The 17,131-nt window shown below is 66.3% G+C and carries 19 protein-coding genes; 1 reads left to right on the forward strand and 18 read right to left on the reverse strand.

The genetic code is table 11. From position 1 onward, the window contains the following. Nucleotides 1–8: 8 nt before the first annotated feature. From rpmC to ngcE, 13 genes are all read right to left on the reverse strand, one after another. Nucleotides 9–242, reverse strand: coding sequence for a 50S ribosomal protein L29 (gene rpmC / locus ACT3T9_RS11860; RefSeq protein ID WP_345077038.1), 234 nt, complete (start codon nt 240–242; stop codon nt 9–11). Then, on the reverse strand, nt 242–661 hold the full coding sequence (rplP, locus tag ACT3T9_RS11865; protein ID WP_441444685.1) for a 50S ribosomal protein L16: 420 nt from the start codon (nt 659–661) through the stop codon (nt 242–244). The genes rpmC and rplP overlap by 1 nt, the downstream gene beginning before the upstream one ends. A 5-nt stretch (nt 662–666) precedes the next feature. Continuing rightward, nucleotides 667–1,518 (reverse strand): 30S ribosomal protein S3, encoded by an 852-nt coding sequence (gene rpsC, locus ACT3T9_RS11870; RefSeq protein WP_441444684.1) that lies wholly within the window; start codon nt 1,516–1,518, stop codon nt 667–669. A 10-nt stretch (nt 1,519–1,528) separates the two neighbouring features. Further along, nucleotides 1,529–1,882, reverse strand: a complete 354-nt coding sequence (gene rplV, locus ACT3T9_RS11875) for a 50S ribosomal protein L22 (RefSeq protein ID WP_299298804.1) — start codon at nt 1,880–1,882, stop codon at nt 1,529–1,531. A 53-nt stretch (nt 1,883–1,935) separates the two neighbouring features. Next, complete coding sequence (gene rpsS, locus ACT3T9_RS11880) at nt 1,936–2,217, reverse strand: 30S ribosomal protein S19 (RefSeq protein WP_015776373.1); 282 nt, start codon at nt 2,215–2,217, stop codon at nt 1,936–1,938. An 18-nt stretch (nt 2,218–2,235) separates the two neighbouring features. Next, nucleotides 2,236–3,072, reverse strand: a complete 837-nt coding sequence (gene rplB, locus ACT3T9_RS11885) for a 50S ribosomal protein L2 (RefSeq protein WP_441444683.1) — start codon at nt 3,070–3,072, stop codon at nt 2,236–2,238. A gap of 46 nt (nt 3,073–3,118) precedes the next feature. Next, nucleotides 3,119–3,421 carry a 50S ribosomal protein L23 gene (rplW, locus tag ACT3T9_RS11890; RefSeq protein WP_441444682.1) on the reverse strand — a complete coding sequence of 101 codons (303 nt, stop codon included), beginning with the start codon at nt 3,419–3,421 and terminating at the stop codon, nt 3,119–3,121. Then, nucleotides 3,418–4,350 (reverse strand): 50S ribosomal protein L4, sunset domain variant, encoded by a 933-nt coding sequence (gene rplD / locus ACT3T9_RS11895; RefSeq protein ID WP_441444681.1) that lies wholly within the window; start codon nt 4,348–4,350, stop codon nt 3,418–3,420. The genes rplW and rplD overlap by 4 nt, the downstream gene beginning before the upstream one ends. Nucleotides 4,351–4,355: 5 nt before the next feature. Beyond that, entirely contained in the window at nt 4,356–5,036 is a 681-nt protein-coding gene (gene rplC / locus ACT3T9_RS11900) for a 50S ribosomal protein L3 (protein WP_441444680.1), read from the reverse strand. Nucleotides 5,037–5,047: 11 nt separating this feature from the next. Further along, complete coding sequence (rpsJ, locus tag ACT3T9_RS11905; RefSeq protein WP_015776378.1) at nt 5,048–5,356, reverse strand: 30S ribosomal protein S10; 309 nt, start codon at nt 5,354–5,356, stop codon at nt 5,048–5,050. A 456-nt stretch (nt 5,357–5,812) separates the two neighbouring features. Continuing rightward, nucleotides 5,813–6,724: a carbohydrate ABC transporter permease gene (locus ACT3T9_RS11910; RefSeq protein ID WP_444606670.1), complete on the reverse strand. Its 912-nt coding sequence runs from the start codon at nt 6,722–6,724 to the stop codon at nt 5,813–5,815. Then, entirely contained in the window at nt 6,721–7,692 is a 972-nt protein-coding gene (locus ACT3T9_RS11915) for a carbohydrate ABC transporter permease (protein WP_441444678.1), read from the reverse strand. The genes ACT3T9_RS11910 and ACT3T9_RS11915 overlap by 4 nt, the downstream gene beginning before the upstream one ends. Next, the gene (ngcE, locus tag ACT3T9_RS11920; RefSeq protein WP_441444677.1) at nt 7,689–9,152 is read right to left on the reverse strand and encodes an N-acetylglucosamine/diacetylchitobiose ABC transporter substrate-binding protein; all 1,464 of its coding nucleotides are present in this window, start codon (nt 9,150–9,152) and stop codon (nt 7,689–7,691) included. Before ngcE ends, ACT3T9_RS11915 begins: the two co-directional genes overlap by 4 nt. A gap of 173 nt (nt 9,153–9,325) precedes the next feature. Here ngcE and ACT3T9_RS11925 point away from each other — a divergent pair, with 173 nt between their 5' ends. Continuing rightward, nucleotides 9,326–10,270: a general stress protein gene (locus tag ACT3T9_RS11925; RefSeq protein WP_441444676.1), complete on the forward strand. Its 945-nt coding sequence runs from the start codon at nt 9,326–9,328 to the stop codon at nt 10,268–10,270. 381 nt (nt 10,271–10,651) lie between these two features. On the opposite strand, the gene tuf is transcribed toward ACT3T9_RS11925, so the two are convergent. The 5 genes from tuf to ACT3T9_RS11950 all read right to left on the reverse strand — a co-directional run bounded on the left by tuf (nt 10,652) and on the right by ACT3T9_RS11950 (nt 16,867). Next, nucleotides 10,652–11,839 (reverse strand): elongation factor Tu, encoded by a 1,188-nt coding sequence (gene tuf, locus ACT3T9_RS11930; RefSeq protein ID WP_441444675.1) that lies wholly within the window; start codon nt 11,837–11,839, stop codon nt 10,652–10,654. A gap of 130 nt (nt 11,840–11,969) precedes the next feature. Then, nucleotides 11,970–14,117, reverse strand: coding sequence for an elongation factor G (gene fusA, locus ACT3T9_RS11935; RefSeq protein WP_441444674.1), 2,148 nt, complete (start codon nt 14,115–14,117; stop codon nt 11,970–11,972). Nucleotides 14,118–14,207: 90 nt separating this feature from the next. Further along, nucleotides 14,208–14,678 (reverse strand): 30S ribosomal protein S7, encoded by a 471-nt coding sequence (gene rpsG / locus ACT3T9_RS11940; RefSeq protein WP_299298842.1) that lies wholly within the window; start codon nt 14,676–14,678, stop codon nt 14,208–14,210. Beyond that, a complete protein-coding gene (gene rpsL, locus ACT3T9_RS11945) occupies nt 14,678–15,052 on the reverse strand; it encodes a 30S ribosomal protein S12 (RefSeq protein ID WP_345076990.1) in 375 nt (124 codons plus the stop codon). Before rpsL ends, rpsG begins: the two co-directional genes overlap by 1 nt. Before the next feature lie 582 nt (nt 15,053–15,634). After that, on the reverse strand, nt 15,635–16,867 hold the full coding sequence (locus ACT3T9_RS11950) for a resuscitation-promoting factor (protein WP_441444673.1): 1,233 nt from the start codon (nt 16,865–16,867) through the stop codon (nt 15,635–15,637). Between the last annotated feature and the right edge of the window lie 264 nt (nt 16,868–17,131).

Here is a 17,131-nt window from a genome sequence, read left to right on the forward strand (position 1 = left end):
CTTCGCGGTCACTCGGCGGCGCCGGGCGCCTGACGGATGCCCAGCTCTCGCTCGCGCAGGATCGTGTAGATCCGTGCGATGTCCTTCTTGACGGACCGCAGACGGCCGGAGTTCTCGAGCTGACCGGTCGCGGACTGGAAACGGAGCTTGAACAGCTCGTCCTTGCCCTTGGCAAGTTCTTCCACCAGCTTCGCGTCGTCCAGCTTGTCGAGTTCATCGGCGGTGAGCTTGGTCGCTGCCATCAGATGTCACCACTCTCTCGGCTCAGGATGCGGCTCTTCATGGGGAGCTTGTGCTGCGCCAGGCGGAGTGCCTCGCGAGCCACCTCCTCCTCGACGCCGGCGAGTTCGAACATGACTCGACCCGGCTTGACATTGGCGATCCACCACTCGACCGAACCCTTACCGGAGCCCATGCGGACCTCGGCAGGCTTCTTGGTGAGCGGACGATCGGGGTAGATGTTGATGAACACCTTGCCGCCACGCTTCATGTAGCGCGTCATGGCGATACGTGCAGCTTCGATCTGACGGTTGGTGACATAGGCGGGCTCGAGAGCCTGGATGCCGTAGTCGCCGAACGCGAGATCGGTGCCGCCCTTGGACATGCCACTGCGGTGCGGTCGGTACTGCTTGCGGTGCTTGGTCCTGCGAGGGATCAGCATGTCGCTCAGGCCTCCGTTCCGGGCTGCTGTACGGGCGCGGGTGCCGCCTGCTCGGCGGAAGCGGACGGAGCAGCAGCCGGAGCTGCACCCTCCGAGCCGTCCCGACGCGCGGTGGCGTTGCGCTCGTTGCGACGGCCACGCGGGCGCTCTGCACGCGGGGCGCCACGTCCGCCGGAGCGGGGACCCTGCGAGGCGGCCTGCTGAGCCGCGAGCTCCTTGGCGGTGACGTCGCCCTTGTAGATCCACACCTTCACGCCGATGCGGCCGAAGGCGGTCTTGGCCTCGTAGAAGCCGTAGTCGATGTTCGCGCGAAGGGTGTGCAGCGGCACGCGACCCTCGCGGTAGAACTCGTTACGGCTCATCTCGGCGCCACCGAGGCGACCGGAGACGGCCACTCGGATGCCCTTCGCACCTGCACGCTGCGCGGACTGCATGCCCTTGCGCATCGCACGGCGGAAGGAAACGCGGGCGGCGAGCTGCTCGGCGATGCCCTGAGCAACCAGCTGAGAGTCAGCCTCGGGGTTCTTGACCTCGAGGATGTTCAGCTGGATCTGCTTGCCGGTGAGCTTCTCGAGCTCACCGCGCAGGCGCTCGGCCTCCGCGCCACGACGCCCGATGACGATGCCCGGGCGGGCGGTGTGGAGGTCGACGCGCACACGGTCACGGGTGCGCTCGATCTCGACCTTCGAGATGCCAGCCCGCTCCATGCCCTTGGACATGAGCGTGCGGATCGCGACGTCTTCCTTCACGTAGTCGCGGTAGCGCTGACCCTCCTTGGAGGAATCAGCGAACCACCGGCTGCTGTGCTCCGTCGTGATCCCGAGACGGAACCCATTCGGATTGACCTTCTGGCCCATTCGGGACTCCTTACTTGTTCACGGGAGCGACGACCACGGTGACGTGGCTGGTGCGCTTCTTGATCTGGAAGGCTCGACCCTGAGCACGCGGCTGGAACCGCTTCTGGGTCGGACCCTCATCGACGAAGGCGGCGGCGACGGCGAGGTCGCGCTCGTCAAAGCGCTCCCCTGCCTGATCAGCCTTCACCCGCGCGTTGGCGATCGCGGACTCGACGAGCTTGAGGACGGGCTCACTGGCGGCCTGCGGGGCGAACCGCAGGATGTCCAGGGCCTCGGCCGTGCTCTTGCCACGAATCAGGTCCACAACGCGGCGAGCCTTCATGGGCGACATGCGGAGATGCCGCACCTGCGCCTTGGCTTCCATTGCTGTCCTGCTTTCTTCTGGGTGTCGGGACGTGCTGCCGTGCTGACCTCAGGTCAGCGACGACGGCCCTTTCTGTCGTCCTTCTCGTGGCCCTTGAAAGTCCGCGTAGGAGCGAACTCGCCGAGCTTATGGCCGACCATCGACTCGGTGACGAACACCGAGACGTGCTTGCGACCGTCGTGCACTGCGAAGGTGTGGCCGAGGAAGTCCGGGGTGATGACCGAACGACGCGACCAGGTCTTGATGAGGTTCTTGGTGCCCTTTTCGTTCTGGACATCCACCTTCTTCTGAAGGTGGTCGTCCACGAAGGGGCCCTTGGCGATACTGCGAGGCATAGTTCCTGGTTCTCCCTATCAGCGCTTCTTGCCGGTCCGACGACGGCGCACGATGAGCTTGTCGCTCTCCTTGCCCGGCCGACGGGTACGGCCCTCGGGCTGACCCCAGGGCGACACCGGATGACGACCACCGGAGGTACGGCCCTCGCCGCCACCATGCGGGTGATCGTGCGGGTTCATGACGACGCCACGCACGTGAGGGCGCTTGCCCTTCCAGCGCATGCGGCCGGCCTTGCCCCAGTTGATGTTGGACTGCTCGGCGTTGCCGACCTCGCCGATGGTCGCGCGGCAGCGCGCATCGACGTTGCGGATCTCGCCGGACGGCATGCGCAGCTGCGCATACGGTCCTTCCTTGGCGACCAGCTGCACGGAGGCGCCGGCGCTGCGGGCGATCTTGGCACCGCCACCGGGCCGAAGCTCGATGGCATGGACCACGGTGCCCAGCGGGATGTTGCGCAGCGGCAGGTTGTTGCCGGGCTTGATGTCCGCGCCTGGACCGTTCTCGATCCAGTCGCCCTGACGCAGCTTGGCCGGCGCGAGGATGTAACGCTTCTCGCCGTCCAGGTAGTGCAGCAGTGCGATGCGCGCGGTGCGGTTGGGGTCGTACTCGATATGAGCGACCTTCGCGTTGACGCCGTCCTTGTCGTGACGGCGGAAGTCGATCACGCGGTAGGCCCGCTTGTGGCCACCGCCCCGGTGACGGGAGGTGATACGACCGTTGTTGTTACGACCGCCGGACTTGGACAGCGGGCGGACCAGCGACTTCTCCGGCGTGGATCGGGTGACCTCGACGAAGTCGGCGCCACTCGAGAAACGACGACCGGGCGTGGTCGGCTTGCTCTTACGAATTGCCATGTGGGATTCCCTCAGACTCTCTTCGGCTCCTCGGATATCGGCCGCCTCAGGCGACCGACCCTCCGAAGATGTCGATGGCTCCGTCAGTCAGGGTGACGATGGCGCGCTTGGTGTCCTTGCGCTTGCCGGTCCCGAAGCGCGTGCGGCGCGTCTTGCCCTGACGGTTGATCGTGTTCACCGAGGAGACCGTGACGTCGAAGACCTTCTCGACGGCGATCTTGATCTCGGTCTTGTTGGCGTCGGCAGCCACCAGGAAGGTGTACTTGCCCTCGTCCATCAGCCCGTAGCTCTTCTCGGAGACGACCGGGGCCAGCAGGATGTCGCGGGGGTCCTTGTTCAGCGAGGTCACTTCGACTCCTCCTCGGTGGACTCCTTGACTGCGTTCACGAACCCGGCGGCCTTGGCGGCCTCCTCAGTCGCGAACCAGACTTCGGCCTTGGTACGGCCGTACCACGGGGAGTCCGGGGTGTGGAACTTCATCGAGTCCTGGTTGCCCTTGATCGTGAAGCCCTCAGGTGCGGAGTCGTCGGCCAGCGGGGCCGCCGATCCCTCACCGAAGGGGGCTTCCTGCGCAGCGGCCGGAGCGGCAGCGGCAGCAGCCGGTGCAGACTTCGCAGCGGCGAAGGTCGAGGTGGACAGGGACAGGGTTGCCTGGGCCACGAAGTCCTCGAGCGCAGCGGCGGTGAAGACCACGTCGTCGGAAAGCATGACGTCGTAGGTGTTCACCTGGTCCGCGTACAGGACGTGGGTGGCAGGCAGGTTGCGCGAGCTCAGCGCGCCGAGATCGTCATCGCGACGCACGACCACCAGCAGGTGGCGACGATCGGAGACATTCGCCAGGGTCTGGCGGGCGGCCTTGGTGGACGCGACGTCACCCTCGAGCAGCGAGGAGATGACGTGGATGCGGCCGTTGCGGGCGCGGTCCGAGAGGGCTCCGCGCAGGGCGGCGGCCTTCATCTTCTTCGGGGTCCGCTGGCTGTAGTCACGCGGCACGGGGCCGTGGACGACGCCACCGCCGGCGAACTGCGGCGCACGGAGCGAGCCCTGACGGGCACGACCGGTGCCCTTCTGCTTCCAGGGCTTCTTACCGCCACCACGCACCTCGGCGCGGGTCTTGGTCTTGTGCGTGCCCTGACGAGCGGCCGCCTGCTGGGCGACGACCACCTGGTGGATCAGGGGCACGTTGGTCTGCACGTCGAAGATCGACGCAGGCAGCTCGACGGAGCCGGACTTCTTGCCGGCCGGATCGAGCACGTCGACAGAGAGATTCGCTGCCATCGGGCTCAGGCCTCCTTCGCGGGGCTCTTGACAGCCGAGCGGACGAGCACGAGGCCGCCCTTGGGGCCGGGAACGGCACCCTTGACGAGCACGAGGCCCTTCTCGACGTCGACCGCGTGAACGGTCAGGTTCTGGACACTGGTGCGGTCGCCGCCCATGCGGCCAGCCATGCGCTGACCCTTGAACACGCGACCGGGGGTGGATGCGCCACCGATGGAACCGGGCTTGCGGTGGTTGCGGTGCGCACCATGGGAGGCGCCGACACCGGAGAAGCCGTGGCGCTTCATGACGCCCGCGGTGCCCTTGCCCTTGGAGGTGCCGACGACGTCGACCTTCTGGCCGGACTCGAACACCGAGGCGTTGATCTCCTGGCCGACGGTGTAGTCAGCGGCGTCGACGGTGCGCAGCTCGACGAGGTGACGGCGCGGGGTCACGCCGGCCTTCTCGAAGTGGCCCTTCAGCGGTGCCGACACCTTGCGGGGGTCGATCTGGCCGTAGGCGATCTGCACGGCGTCGTAGCCGTCGGTCTCGATAGACCGGATCTGGGTGACGACGTTCGCACCGGTCTGCACGACGGTCACAGGGACGAGCTTTCCGTTCTCGTCCCAGACCTGGGTCATGCCGAGCTTGGTGCCGAGCACGCCGGACACCGGACGGGCCTTCTGGCCGGTCAATTCGTTGCTCATCTCCACCACCCTCAGAGCTTGATCTCGATGTTGACGTCCGCCGGCAGGTCGAGGCGCATGAGCGAGTCCACAGCCTTGGGCGTGGGATCGACGATGTCGATCAGTCGCTTGTGCGTGCGCATCTCGAAATGCTCACGGGAGTCCTTGTACTTGTGGGGAGAACGGATCACGCAGAACACGTTCTTCTCGGTCGGCAACGGCACCGGGCCCACCACAGTCGCGCCAGCGCTGGTGACCGTGTCGACGATCTTGCGCGCCGAGCTGTCGATCACCTCGTGGTCGTACGACTTGAGCCGGATGCGGATCTTCTGTCCCGCCATGGCGTCCTGTCTCTCTTCTAGGTCTGGCATGGAAGCAGCCGTCTCCCGGTACCCGAGGACGGGCGTGTCGGCCTCTGCGGGGCACACAAGCCCAGCACAGAACCGCCGAAAGTCGGCTGCTGCTGCGTCGATTCCCTCGTTCGATGCGCGATCCATGCCAGGGGCAAGGTTCGCATCCTCGGGACGGGCCTCATCCGGTGATCATTCGCCGAGGTGCCCCAGGGGACACTCAGAGAACGGAACCGGGTATGTCGGCCCACGCAGACAACTTGAACAGTGTGCCAGAGATCGGACCGCCCCCACAAGGGAGGGGCAGGTGCAGCCGATCACATGCTCAGCACCGGCGCCGGTGCCGGAACTCGAGAAGGGCCCGGACGCTGCCGCCCGAGCCCTTGCCACCGTACCCTCCCACGCCGTCCCGCTGGCACATCCGCCGTTCAGAGGGGAGGCGACCGATCACTTGTTCGTGCTCGGCCCGATCCCGCCCTGCAGCTGACGCTGGAAGATGAGGTACACGATCAGCACCGGGATGATGGTGATGGTGACGGAGGCGAACATCGCGCCCCAGTCCGAGTCGTACCCCTGCTGGGCCTGCATGTTCGCAAGACCCTGGGCGAGGACGTACTTGTCCCGATCGGTGTTCAGCACGATCGGGATCAGGAACTGGTTCCACAGGCCCAGGAAGTTGAAGATCGTCACGCTGGCCATGCCCGGGCCCGCCATCGGCAGCATCACCTGGAAGAAGGTCCGGAAGTCCCCCGCGCCGTCGATCGCCGCCGCCTCCGCGATCTCTTCCGGCAGCTGCCGGAAGAAGGCGTAGAGGAAGAACACGGTGAACGGGAGCGCGAAGCCCACATACGCCAGGATGAGGCCGATGTAGGTGCCGCGGATGTACAGCGACTCCATGATGAAGAACAGCGGCACCACCGCGAGGAACAGCGGGAAGGTGAGCCCGGCGATCAGGCCGTAGTACAGCACCTGCCGGCCCGGGAAGTCGTACCTCGCCAGCACGTAGGCGCACATCGCGCCGAGCAGCATGACCAGCACCAGTGCGACGCCCACCACCAGCACGGTGTTGCCGAAGAATCGGCCGATGCCGGCTTCCGTCCAGGCGGTGACGAAGTTGTCGAAGTTCCATGATTCCGGCATGGCGAACGGAGAGGCGAGGATCCCGCCGGAGCTCTTGAAGGAGCTGAAGACCGTCCACAGCAACGGCAGGAGCACGACCAGCGCCCACAGCGAGAGGATGGTCTGGGCGACCACCGTGAACACGCGGTCCTTCGGGTTCGCCCGGCGCCGGCGGGACGTGGCTGTCGCGCCCGTGGAGTGTGCCGGCGCGGATCGGGGGGCCTTGAGCTCGGTGTTCATCGCTCCCCCTTCTGCCGGGTGCTGAACAGGACGATGACAGCCATCAGCATCGTGATCAGCGCCATCACCACACCCATCGCCGAGGCGAGACCGAAGCGGGAGTCACTGAATGCAGTCTGGTAGAGATACCTCGAGACCACCTCGGTGCTCTTGCCGAGCCCACCGTTCGGGGTCATGACGTTGATGTACACGAACATGTCCAGCGCCATGATCCCCATATAGACCGCCGCCGTGGAGACATTCTCCCGCACCATCGGCAGGATCACCGCCACGGAGAGGCGGAAGCGACCGGCCCCGTCGATGCGGGCCGCCTCGACCACCTCGGAGGGGATCGACTTGATCGCCGCGACGAACAGGACCATGTAGAAGCCCACCAGGCTCCACACCACGGCGGCCACGATCGCCGCCAGTGCGAAGCGCCGATCGCCCAACCAGGCGATGTGGATGTCCAACCCGACCAGGTTCAGCAGCCCGTTCAGGAGCCCGCCGTTGGGCGAGTAGATGAAGGCGAAGAGGATCCCGACGACGACCGCGGGGATGACGTAGGGGAAGAAGCTGACGACCCGGAAGATCGTCGCGCCGCGGATGCCGCGGATCGTGCCGCGGCTGTCCCCGCCCACCGTCACCAGGATGGCCAGGATGAAGGCGAGTGTGATGGTCACGGTGGGCAGCACGATCATGAAGATCATGTTGTTCCGCAGTGCCCGACGGAAGACGTCGTCGTGGAAGAGCGTGACGTAGTTGTCCAGCCCGATGAACTGCGGCGCCCTCGCCAGGCCGCGCCAGTCGGTCAGCGAGTAGTAGAACGCCTGCAGGAACGGCGAGACCACGAACACGACATAGATCAGCATCGGGAGGCCGAGGAAGAGCGCGAAGAACAGCACGCGGGAAGGGGTGATACGGGCACGCCTCCCCCGGGAGCGCGGAGCGCTCACCGGAGGAGTGGCCGCGGGGACTACCGCCATCATTCGACGTCGAACTTCTCGATGCTGTCGTCTTCGCGGACCTTGTCGATCGCGGCCTGCGAACGCTCCCGCGCCTCGTCGGCGGTGACGTCACCGTTGAGGAACTCCGCCCACAGGGGCTTGAACTCATCACCCATGCCGTACCAGTCGGTGAAGTTGTAGGTGAAGACATCCTCTCCGGCGGCGTCGATCATGGAGCTGACCGAGGCCAGACCCGTCGAGCCGAAGCCGTCGTCGGGGATGGTGTCTTTGACGATCGTCATCGAGGAGGTGAGCTTCGAGAAGTTCTCGCACTGCTCCTTGGAGAGCATGACGCGGAGGAACTCGAGCCCGCCTGCCCCGTTGGCGGCCTTGCTGGGGACCATGAAGGGCTCGCCGGCAGCGCCGTGGATAGCGGTCGGGCTCATCGTGCCGCCGTCGGCGAGCATCGGGGTCGGGGCGCCGGTCATGGCGTAGTCCTCGGGCGTGGTGCTGCGCTGCTCATTCTCGATCCAGGACCCGGAGGGGTACATGACCGCCTTGCCGGTCACCCACTGGGTCTGGGCCTCGGTGTGCTTGATGCCGGCGCCGCCGGAGAGGAAGTACCCGGCCTTGACGGCCTCCTCGATCGCGGCGAAGGCATCGACCACGGTGGGCTGCTCATAGGCGCCCTCCTCCAGGCGATCCAGCATCTTCGCGACCTCCGGGCCGCCCTGCTTGATCGCCATCGACAGCGCGAGCTCGTGATAGTAGTCGGCGGCGTTCTGACCGCCCCAGGCGAACATGGCCAGACCCTCACCCTTGGCGGCCTCGGCGATGGTCATGACATCGTCCCAGGTGGTAGGGGCCTCCCAGCCCTTGTCCTCGAACTGCTTGGCCGAATACCACAGGGCGAAGACGGTGTACATGTAGTTCAGCGCGTACAGCTTGCCGGAGTAGGTGCCCGGCACCAGCACACCGGGCAGCAGGGACTCCTCGATGGTGCCGCCGTCGAGCGACGGCGCCTTGATGAGGGCGGCGAGGTCCGCGAGGCTGCCCTCGGAGATCAGGGCGCTGGCGTTCATCGACTGCGCACCTGAGTTGTCGAACAGGTCCGGGGGGTTGCCGCCGATGAAGCGGGGCTGGAGGTCGGGCTGGATGTTCACGGTCGAGGTCACCGCAGCGGTCGCCTCGGGGTAGAGCTCCTCGAACTTCGTTCCGGCATCCTTTGCATACTGGTCGCCGTAGCCACCGTTGAAGATGACCACGTCGACGGTCGAATCCGCTTCGACACCGAAGGGGTTCTCATCGCTGACGTCGCCGCCACCCGTGGCGACAGCGCCACCGCCGTCACTTCCTTCGTCGTCACCGCCACCACCGCCAGCCGCACAGGCGCTCAAGGCCACGGCACCGGTGCCGAGGGAGGCGAGAGAGAGGAAGCGGCGGCGGGAAGCGCCCATTCTGTCCAGGGGAGTCTCGAGCAGGGGATCGCGCTCAGCGTCCATGGTGTCCTCATTCGTTGTTCGTCGTCGAATACGAGTGCTGTACAGGACGGTAGTCGTTTATGTCGCGCGTCACGTGGTTTTCAGCGGCGTGCCCCGGATCGTTACCTGCACCCCCTGCCGCCGTGCGGGCGGAACCCAGCAAGTTCTCTCACGACTGCTCTACCGTGGGCTCCATGAGCCAACCGATGCAGTCCCCCCGCTCCGCGTCGCCGCTGACGGCGCGCCTGTACGACCTCGAGTACCCGCGCTCTCTCGGCGTCTACAACACCTACCAGGAGGTGCAGTCCGTGGTCGACACCCTGGCGGACCGTGAGTTCCCGGTGCAGAGCACGCTGATCGTGGGCACGGATCTGAAGCTGATGGAGCGGGTCACGGGGCGAAAGACCTGGCCGCGGGTGGTCGGGCAGGGCGTGCTCTCGGGCCTGTGGATGGGACTGTTCCTGGGCCTGCTCCTGATGCTGCTGAACCCGGGCGACCTCATGATCGTGGTGACCAGCGTCCTGATGGGCATGGTGTTCTTCACCGTGTGGTCCGTCATCGGATATGCGATGACCGGGGGCAAGCGTGACTTCACCTCGATGACCTCGACCATCCCGATGCAGTACGAGCTGCTCGTCGAGCACAAGCACGCCGCGCAGGCGCGCCAGATCCTCGCTGACTCCGGTGCGGGGCCCGCTCCCACCGCTGCACCCGCCCCGGTGACGGCTCCGCCTCACGGCCATACCCCGCTTCCCCACGCAGGCGCACCCTCCAGCGGGGGCCAGCAGTTCGGCGCACGCACGCCGCAGCCCGGCGCACCCGTGTCCGGCGCACCCGCCCGACCCAGCTACGGACAGCCGGCCTCCGGCGCGTCCCCAGCCCAGGGAGAGCCTCGCAGCCACCGGCCCACCTTCGGGAAGCCGGCCGGTGCACCCCTCCATGAGCAGGCGACCTCGCCGTCGACTCCGCAGGCGTCTGCCGCCTCCGGCAGCTTCGGAGCGCCGGCACCTGCGCCCGAGCCTGCGCCTGGTGCCGGGGGTGCCTCACAGTCCCACTCCACACCGGACGGCCGTCCGAGCAGAGGCGATCATGCCGCTCCCCCGCAGGACGGCAGCCAGGACGGCGACGCCTCGCGCTGACCGGTTCGGCTCAGGGGGCAGGCCCCCGCATCAGCACGTCGGGCGTGCTTGGTGCGGGGGCCTTTCTCTGCCCCGTGCCCCTGAGCTCCGTGGTCCTCAGGAGCTCACTGGCCTGCCGTCCCGCCGTCCTCGCCGCCTGCCGGCCTGCCCTCCAGCTGGCCCGGGCACCTGCCGCCAGCCCTTCTGCTGCCCTGCTGCCCTGCTGCCCGTCCTGCTGCTCACGCGCATCAGCAGGATGATCAGCTGTACGGCGTGGGCCCGAAGACGGAGCGGGCCCAGAGACGACGAAAGACCCCGCACCGGTCATCCCGGTGCGGGGTCTTCGTTGCTCAGCGCTCGCAGAGAGAGCGCCTCACGGTTGCGGGGTCACCCCCGCGGCGATCACTTGGTGATCTTGGTGACGCGGCCGGAGCCCACGGTGCGGCCACCCTCACGGATGGCGAAGCCGAGGCCCTCCTCCATGGCGATCGGCTGGATCAGCTCGACCGTCATCTCGGTGTTGTCGCCGGGCATGACCATCTCGGTGCCCTCGGGCAGCGTGATGACGCCGGTGACGTCGGTGGTGCGGAAGTAGAACTGCGGGCGGTAGTTCGAGTAGAACGGGTTGTGACGCCCGCCCTCGTCCTTGGACAGGATGTAGACCTGCGCCTCGAAGTTCGTGTGGGGGGTGATGGTGCCGGGCTTGGCGACGACCTGGCCGCGCTCGACGTCCTCACGCTTGGTGCCACGCAGCAGCAGACCGCAGTTCTCGCCGGCCCATGCTTCGTCCATCTGCTTGTGGAACATCTCGATGCCGGTGACGATCGTCTTCTGCGGCTCGCGGATGCCGAGGATCTCGACCTCGGAGTTGATCGCGAGCTTGCCGCGGTCGACCTTGCCGGTGACGACGGTGCCACGACCCTGGATCGTGAAGACGTCCTCGATCGGCATCAGGAAGGCCTGGTCGAGATCGCGGACGGGGTCCGGGATGGACTCATCCACGGCGTCCATGAGCTCTTCGATGGCCTTGACCCACTTCTCTTCACCCTCGAGGGCCTTGAGAGCGGAGACCTGGATGACCGGCGCGTCCTCGTCGAAGCCCTGAGCGCCCAGCATCTCGCGGACCTCCATCTCGACGAGCTCGAGGATTTCCTCGTCGTCGACCATGTCGGACTTGTTGAGAGCGGCGAGCAGGTAGGGAACGCCGACCTGCTTGGCGAGCAGGACGTGCTCACGGGTCTGAGCCATCGGGCCGTCGGTGGCGGCGACCACGAGGATCGCGCCGTCCATCTGAGCAGCGCCGGTGATCATGTTCTTCACGTAGTCAGCGTGCCCGGGGGCGTCGACGTGCGCGTAGTGGCGCTTGTCGGTCTCGTACTCGATGTGCGAGACGTTGATCGTGATGCCGCGCTGCTTCTCTTCGGGCGCGTTGTCGATCGTGTCGAAGTCACGCTTCTCGTTGAGATCCGGGAACTTGTCGTACAGAACCTTCGAGATCGCAGCGCTCAGCGTGGTCTTGCCGTGGTCGACGTGACCGATGGTGCCGATGTTGACGTGCGGCTTGGTCCGCTCGAACTTGGCCTTCGCCATGATGGTGTCCTCCTAGGACTTCTAATCGTGGTACTTCTGGATCGGGATCGGATCCCGCCTCGGCGAGGCGGAGCTCCGAAGGGAGTGTGGGGGAAACAGGAGAAGGAGCCTACCTGCTTCCCCCGACTCCTCACTCGCCCCGGGTCTTTGCGATGATCTCGTCCGCGATGCTGGACGGGACCTCCGAGTAGCTGTCGAACTGCATGGTGTACATCGCACGGCCCTGGGTCTTGGACCGCAGGTCGCCGACGTAGCCGAACATCTCCGACAGCGGCACGAGAGCACGGACGATCTTGACCCCGCTCGCGTCCTCCATCGACTGGATCTGACCTCGCCTGGAGTTCAGATCGCCGATGACATCTCCCATGTACTCCTCAGGAGTACGGACCTCGACGTCCATGAGGGGCTCGAGGAGGACCGGTTGCGCCTTGCGCAGGGCCTCCTTGGCCGCCATGGAGCCGGCGATCTTGAACGCCATCTCCGAGGAGTCGACGTCGTGGTAGGCGCCGTCAAGCAGCGAGGCCTTGACGTTCACGACCGGGTAGCCGGCGAGGATGCCGGAGACCAGGGCGCTCTGGATGCCTGCGTCCACGCTCGGGATGTACTCGCGCGGGATGCGGCCGCCGGTGACCTTGTTCTCGAACTCGTAGAACACGCCGTCTTCGGCATCGGTCAGCGGAGCGAAGGTCACCTGGATCTTCGCGAACTGGCCGGAGCCACCGGTCTGCTTCTTGTGGGTGAAGTCGAACTTCTCCACCGTCCGCTTGATCGTCTCGCGGTAGGCCACCTGCGGCTTGCCGATGTTGGCCTCGACGTTGAACTCGCGACGCATACGGTCCACGAGGATGTCGAGGTGCAGCTCGCCCATGCCCTTGATGACGGTCTGGCCGGTCTCCTCGTCGAGCTCGACCTGGAAGGTCGGGTCCTCCTTGGCGAGCTTCTGGATGGCCACACCCAGCTTCTCCTGGTCGCCCTTGGTCTTCGGCTCGATGGCGACCGAGATGACCGGCTCCGGGAAGCTCATGGACTCGAGCTGGATCGGGTTCGCCGGATCGGTGAGGGTGTCACCGGTGGTGGTGTCCTTCAGACCGATGAACGCGTAGATGTGGCCCGCGAAGGCCTCATCGACCGGGTTCTCCTTGTTGGAGTGCATCTGGAACAGCTTGCCGACGCGCTCCTTCTTGCCGGTGGTGGCGTTCAGGATCTGATCGCCCTGCTTCACCTGGCCGGAGTAGACGCGCACGTAGGTCAGCGACCCGAAGAACGGGTGCGCGGCAACCTTGAAGGCGAGGCCGGAGAAGGGCTCGTCCCACTCGGGCTTGCGGGTCAGCTCGACCGACTCGTCGTTCGGCTTGTGGCCGACCATCGGGGGCACGTCGAGCGGCGAGGGCAGGTAGTCGATGACACCGTTGAGCATGGGCTGGACGCCCTTGTTCTTGAACGCGGTGCCGCAGAAGACCGGGTATGCCTCGGAGTTGACCGTCATCGAGCGGATGCCGGACTTCAGCTGCTCGAGGGTGAGGTCGCCCTCCTCGAGGTAGGCCTCCATGAGCTCCTCGGAGCTCTCGGCGACGTCCTCGACGAGCTTGCTGCGGTACTCCTCGACGGTGGCTGCCAGATCCTCGGGGATCGGGATCTCGCGCTGCCACTGGCCGAGCGAGGGGTCACCCTTCTTCGAGTTGATCGCGGGCATGTCCTCTTCGAGGGTCTCGGGCCAGTCGTAGGCCTTCATCTCGACGAGGTCGACGATGCCGGTGAAGTCGTGCTCTGCACCGATCGGGACCTGCATGACCAGCGGCTTCGCGCCGAGGCGGTCCACGATGGTCTTGACGGTGAAGAAGAAGTCGGCGCCGAGCTTGTCCATCTTGTTGACGAAGCAGATGCGGGGCACGTCGTACTTGTCGGCCTGGCGCCAGACGGTCTCCGACTGGGGCTCCACGCCCTCCTTGCCGTCGAACACTGCGACAGCGCCGTCCAGCACGCGCAGCGAACGCTCCACCTCGACGGTGAAGTCGACGTGGCCGGGGGTGTCGATGATGTTGATCTGGCTGTCGTGCCAGTAGCAGGTCGTCGCGGCCGACGTGATCGTGATGCCGCGCTCCTTCTCCTGCTCCATCCAGTCCATCGTGCCGGCGCCGTCGTGGGTCTCGCCCATCTTGTAGTTCACGCCGGTGTAGAAGAGGATGCGCTCGGTCGTGGTGGTCTTGCCAGCATCGATGTGAGCCATGATGCCGATATTGCGGACCTTGTTCAGGTCGCTGAGCACTTCAAGTGCCACGGGCTGTGCCTTTCTGGAGAACGGATGCTGGTGGAGCTGCCGAAGGACAGTCGGTGGGGTCCGCCCAGACGGGCGAACCCCACCGTGAACTCACCAGCGGTAGTGAGCGAAGGCGCGGTTGGACTCGGCCATCTTGTGGGTGTCCTCGCGGCGCTTGACAGCTGCACCGAGGCCGTTGGAGGCGTCGAGGATCTCGTTCATCAGACGCTCGGTCATGGTGTTCTCGCGGCGGGCGCGGGAGTAGCTGACCAGCCAGCGCAGCGCCAGCGTGGTGGAGCGGCCGGGCTTGACCTCGATCGGCACCTGGTAGGTCGCGCCGCCGACTCGGCGGGAGCGGACCTCGAGGGAAGGCCGGATGTTGTCCAGAGCCTTCTTCAGGGTGACGACCGGATCCTGGCCGTTCTTCTCACGGGCACCCTCGAGGGCGCCGTAGACGATGCCCTCGGCGACGGTCTTCTTGCCGTCCAGGAGGATCTTGTTGATGAGCTGCGTGACGATCGGCGACCCGAAGACGGGGTCGACGGCCAGCGGGCGCTTGGGAGCGGGGCCCTTACGAGGCATTACTTCTTCTCCTTCTTGGCGCCGTAGAGCGAGCGCGCCTGCTGGCGGCCCTTGACGGACTGGGTGTCCAGTGCGCCGCGAACGATCTTGTAGCGCACGCCGGGGAGGTCCTTCACACGACCGCCGCGGACGAGCACGATCGAGTGCTCCTGGAGGTTGTGGCCCTCGCCGGGGATGTAGGCGCTGACCTCGATGCCGGTCGACAGCCGCACACGCGCGATCTTGCGCAGCGCAGAGTTCGGCTTCTTGGGGGTCTGGGTGTAGACGCGGGTGCAGACACCGCGGCGCTGGGGCGAACCCTGGAGCGCGGGCGTCTTGGAGGAGGACGAACGACCGTCCCGCCCCTTGCGCACCAACTGCTGAATAGTAGGCACAGCTTCTCTTCCTTGTCAGCCCTCGGAGCTGTTGGCACCGAAGGATCAACATCTTCGACCGCTTGCACGGTCGGCGACCCGATATTCACCGCCCCCATGGCCCGGGAGGCTCGGCGTATCGGCCCGCCCGACAGGTGATGGCACCAGTCGGGCGTCCAGGAGGACCGTGATCGGCGCCCCGGGGCAGGAGGCCGGGCATGGCCACCCTTCCCATATTCGGGCACACCGCGAGGATCCGCTCCTCGCGGGGGACATCCCCCGCAGCCCCGAAGGGCACGCGGGTCAGTCCCGGGTCACGACCAGAGGGCACTCCGGACGCATACGCAGTCTACTGAGATGCGCGGGATGCGGTCAAAGCTTCTGGGAGGTTCCGACACAGATCACATGACGCCCTGTGACCGCCGGCCGAACCCGCAGCAAAGCGCCCGGCGAGAGCCAGCATCTCCCCAGGTCAGCGCTATGCGAGCTGTACTGCACATCCCTGACGCCGTGGATCCCACTGGATCCCACGCACAACGGGACCCCGGGCCAGAAGCCCGGGGTCCCGTGGAAGATCAGTGGATCAGCACGTCAGTACGTCGCTCAGCGGATGCCGAGCTTGGAGGTGCAGGAGGGCCATGCGCCCCAGCCCTGCTGGGCCTGAACCTTCTTGGCGATGTCGATCTGCTGGCCGCGGGTGGCCTGGTTCGCAGTGGAGGCGTACTTGCCGCCGCCGAAGGCCTTCCAGGTTCCTGCACTGAACTGCAGGCCGCCGTAGTAGCCGTTGCCGGTGTTGATGGACCAGTTGCCACCGGACTCGCACTGGGCGATGCGGTCCCACACGGAGCCCGACGGAGCAGCCGGCGCCGAGGCACCGGTGTTCCCGGAGGACTCAGACGAGCTGCGCTCGGAGCTGCGGTTGGACTTGCTGCCGGTGCTGCGCTTCTCGCTGGAGGACTTCTCGGAGGACGACTTCTCCTCCTGCACGGGCTCCGGCTTCGGGGCGGGCTTGGTGCCCTTGGCGACGACCTCGGTCACCGGCTCGGTGACGACGGTCTCGGAGACCAGCTCGGACTCGGTGACCTCACCGTCGACGGTCTTCTCGGCGAAGACCTTCTCGGTGGCGCCCGCCTTGCCCTCGGTGGTGGTCTTGGTCTTGCCCTCGAGCAGCGAATCATCCTCGACGGTCTTCGTCTCGAACGGGATCTCGACAGACTCGGTGCGCTCGCCCTCGCGGACGCGTTGGACCGTGTGGGTCGCGCCGTCCTCGAGCAGGGTGTCGCGGGGGACGTCGGCGGTGTCGGTGTCCTCGATATCTCCGAGCACCTTCTCCATCGCCTCGCCAACGGTCAGGGCGGACACCTCGAAGGTGTCCTGGCCCTTCTGGCCGACGAAGGTGACCGTCTTACGGGTGACGATCTCGACCTCGCCGTTCGCGGCGCTGAGCGAGGAGGTGGGCTCCGGGGTGATCACGGCGCCCTCGGCCTTGTAGTCGGTCTCCTCGAGCGCATCGGCCACTGTGTCGCCGGTGGTGAGCAGATCCTTCGCCACCCCGTCGATGGTGACGGTGACCGGGGTGCGCTGGATGACCTGGATCTCGAGGCCGTCGGTGACGGCCTCCGTCAGGGCCGGCACCACCAGGTCGGTGTCCTTGACCTCGATGCCCTGGGCGGAGAGCAGATCCCCCACGGTGGGCTGCGAGAAGGTGCGCACCGAGGATTCCTCGCCGTACACGTTGAGCTGCGCCTCATTCGACATGGCGAACGCGGTGCCGCCACCTCCGACAGCGACGACGCACACGGTTGCGGCTGCGACGATCCACGGGGTCTTCTTCACTGTTCCACCTGTTCCTTGCCGCGGGATGCGGCGTTCGTGTCGTTCTCGGAGCTCCGGTCCCCAGCAGGTGGGGCCTGCAGCTCCGGCACGCGCACGCACTCCGACGGAGATGCGGCAGGAAAGCCTGCGCGGGAACTGCCAGGTGCCATCGTTTCCCGGTTCGTCCCATTGCGTAAGGGGAGAGGCGAGAGTTTGAAGAAGCACCCGAGAGGTCTTTACCCTCTCGTGAACCTCAGGGTCTGCCAGGTCACGCCGCAGAGCCCT

The organism is Brachybacterium sp. AOP29-B2-41 (assembly GCF_052378395.1).
Lineage (GTDB): Bacteria > Actinomycetota > Actinomycetes > Actinomycetales > Dermabacteraceae > Brachybacterium.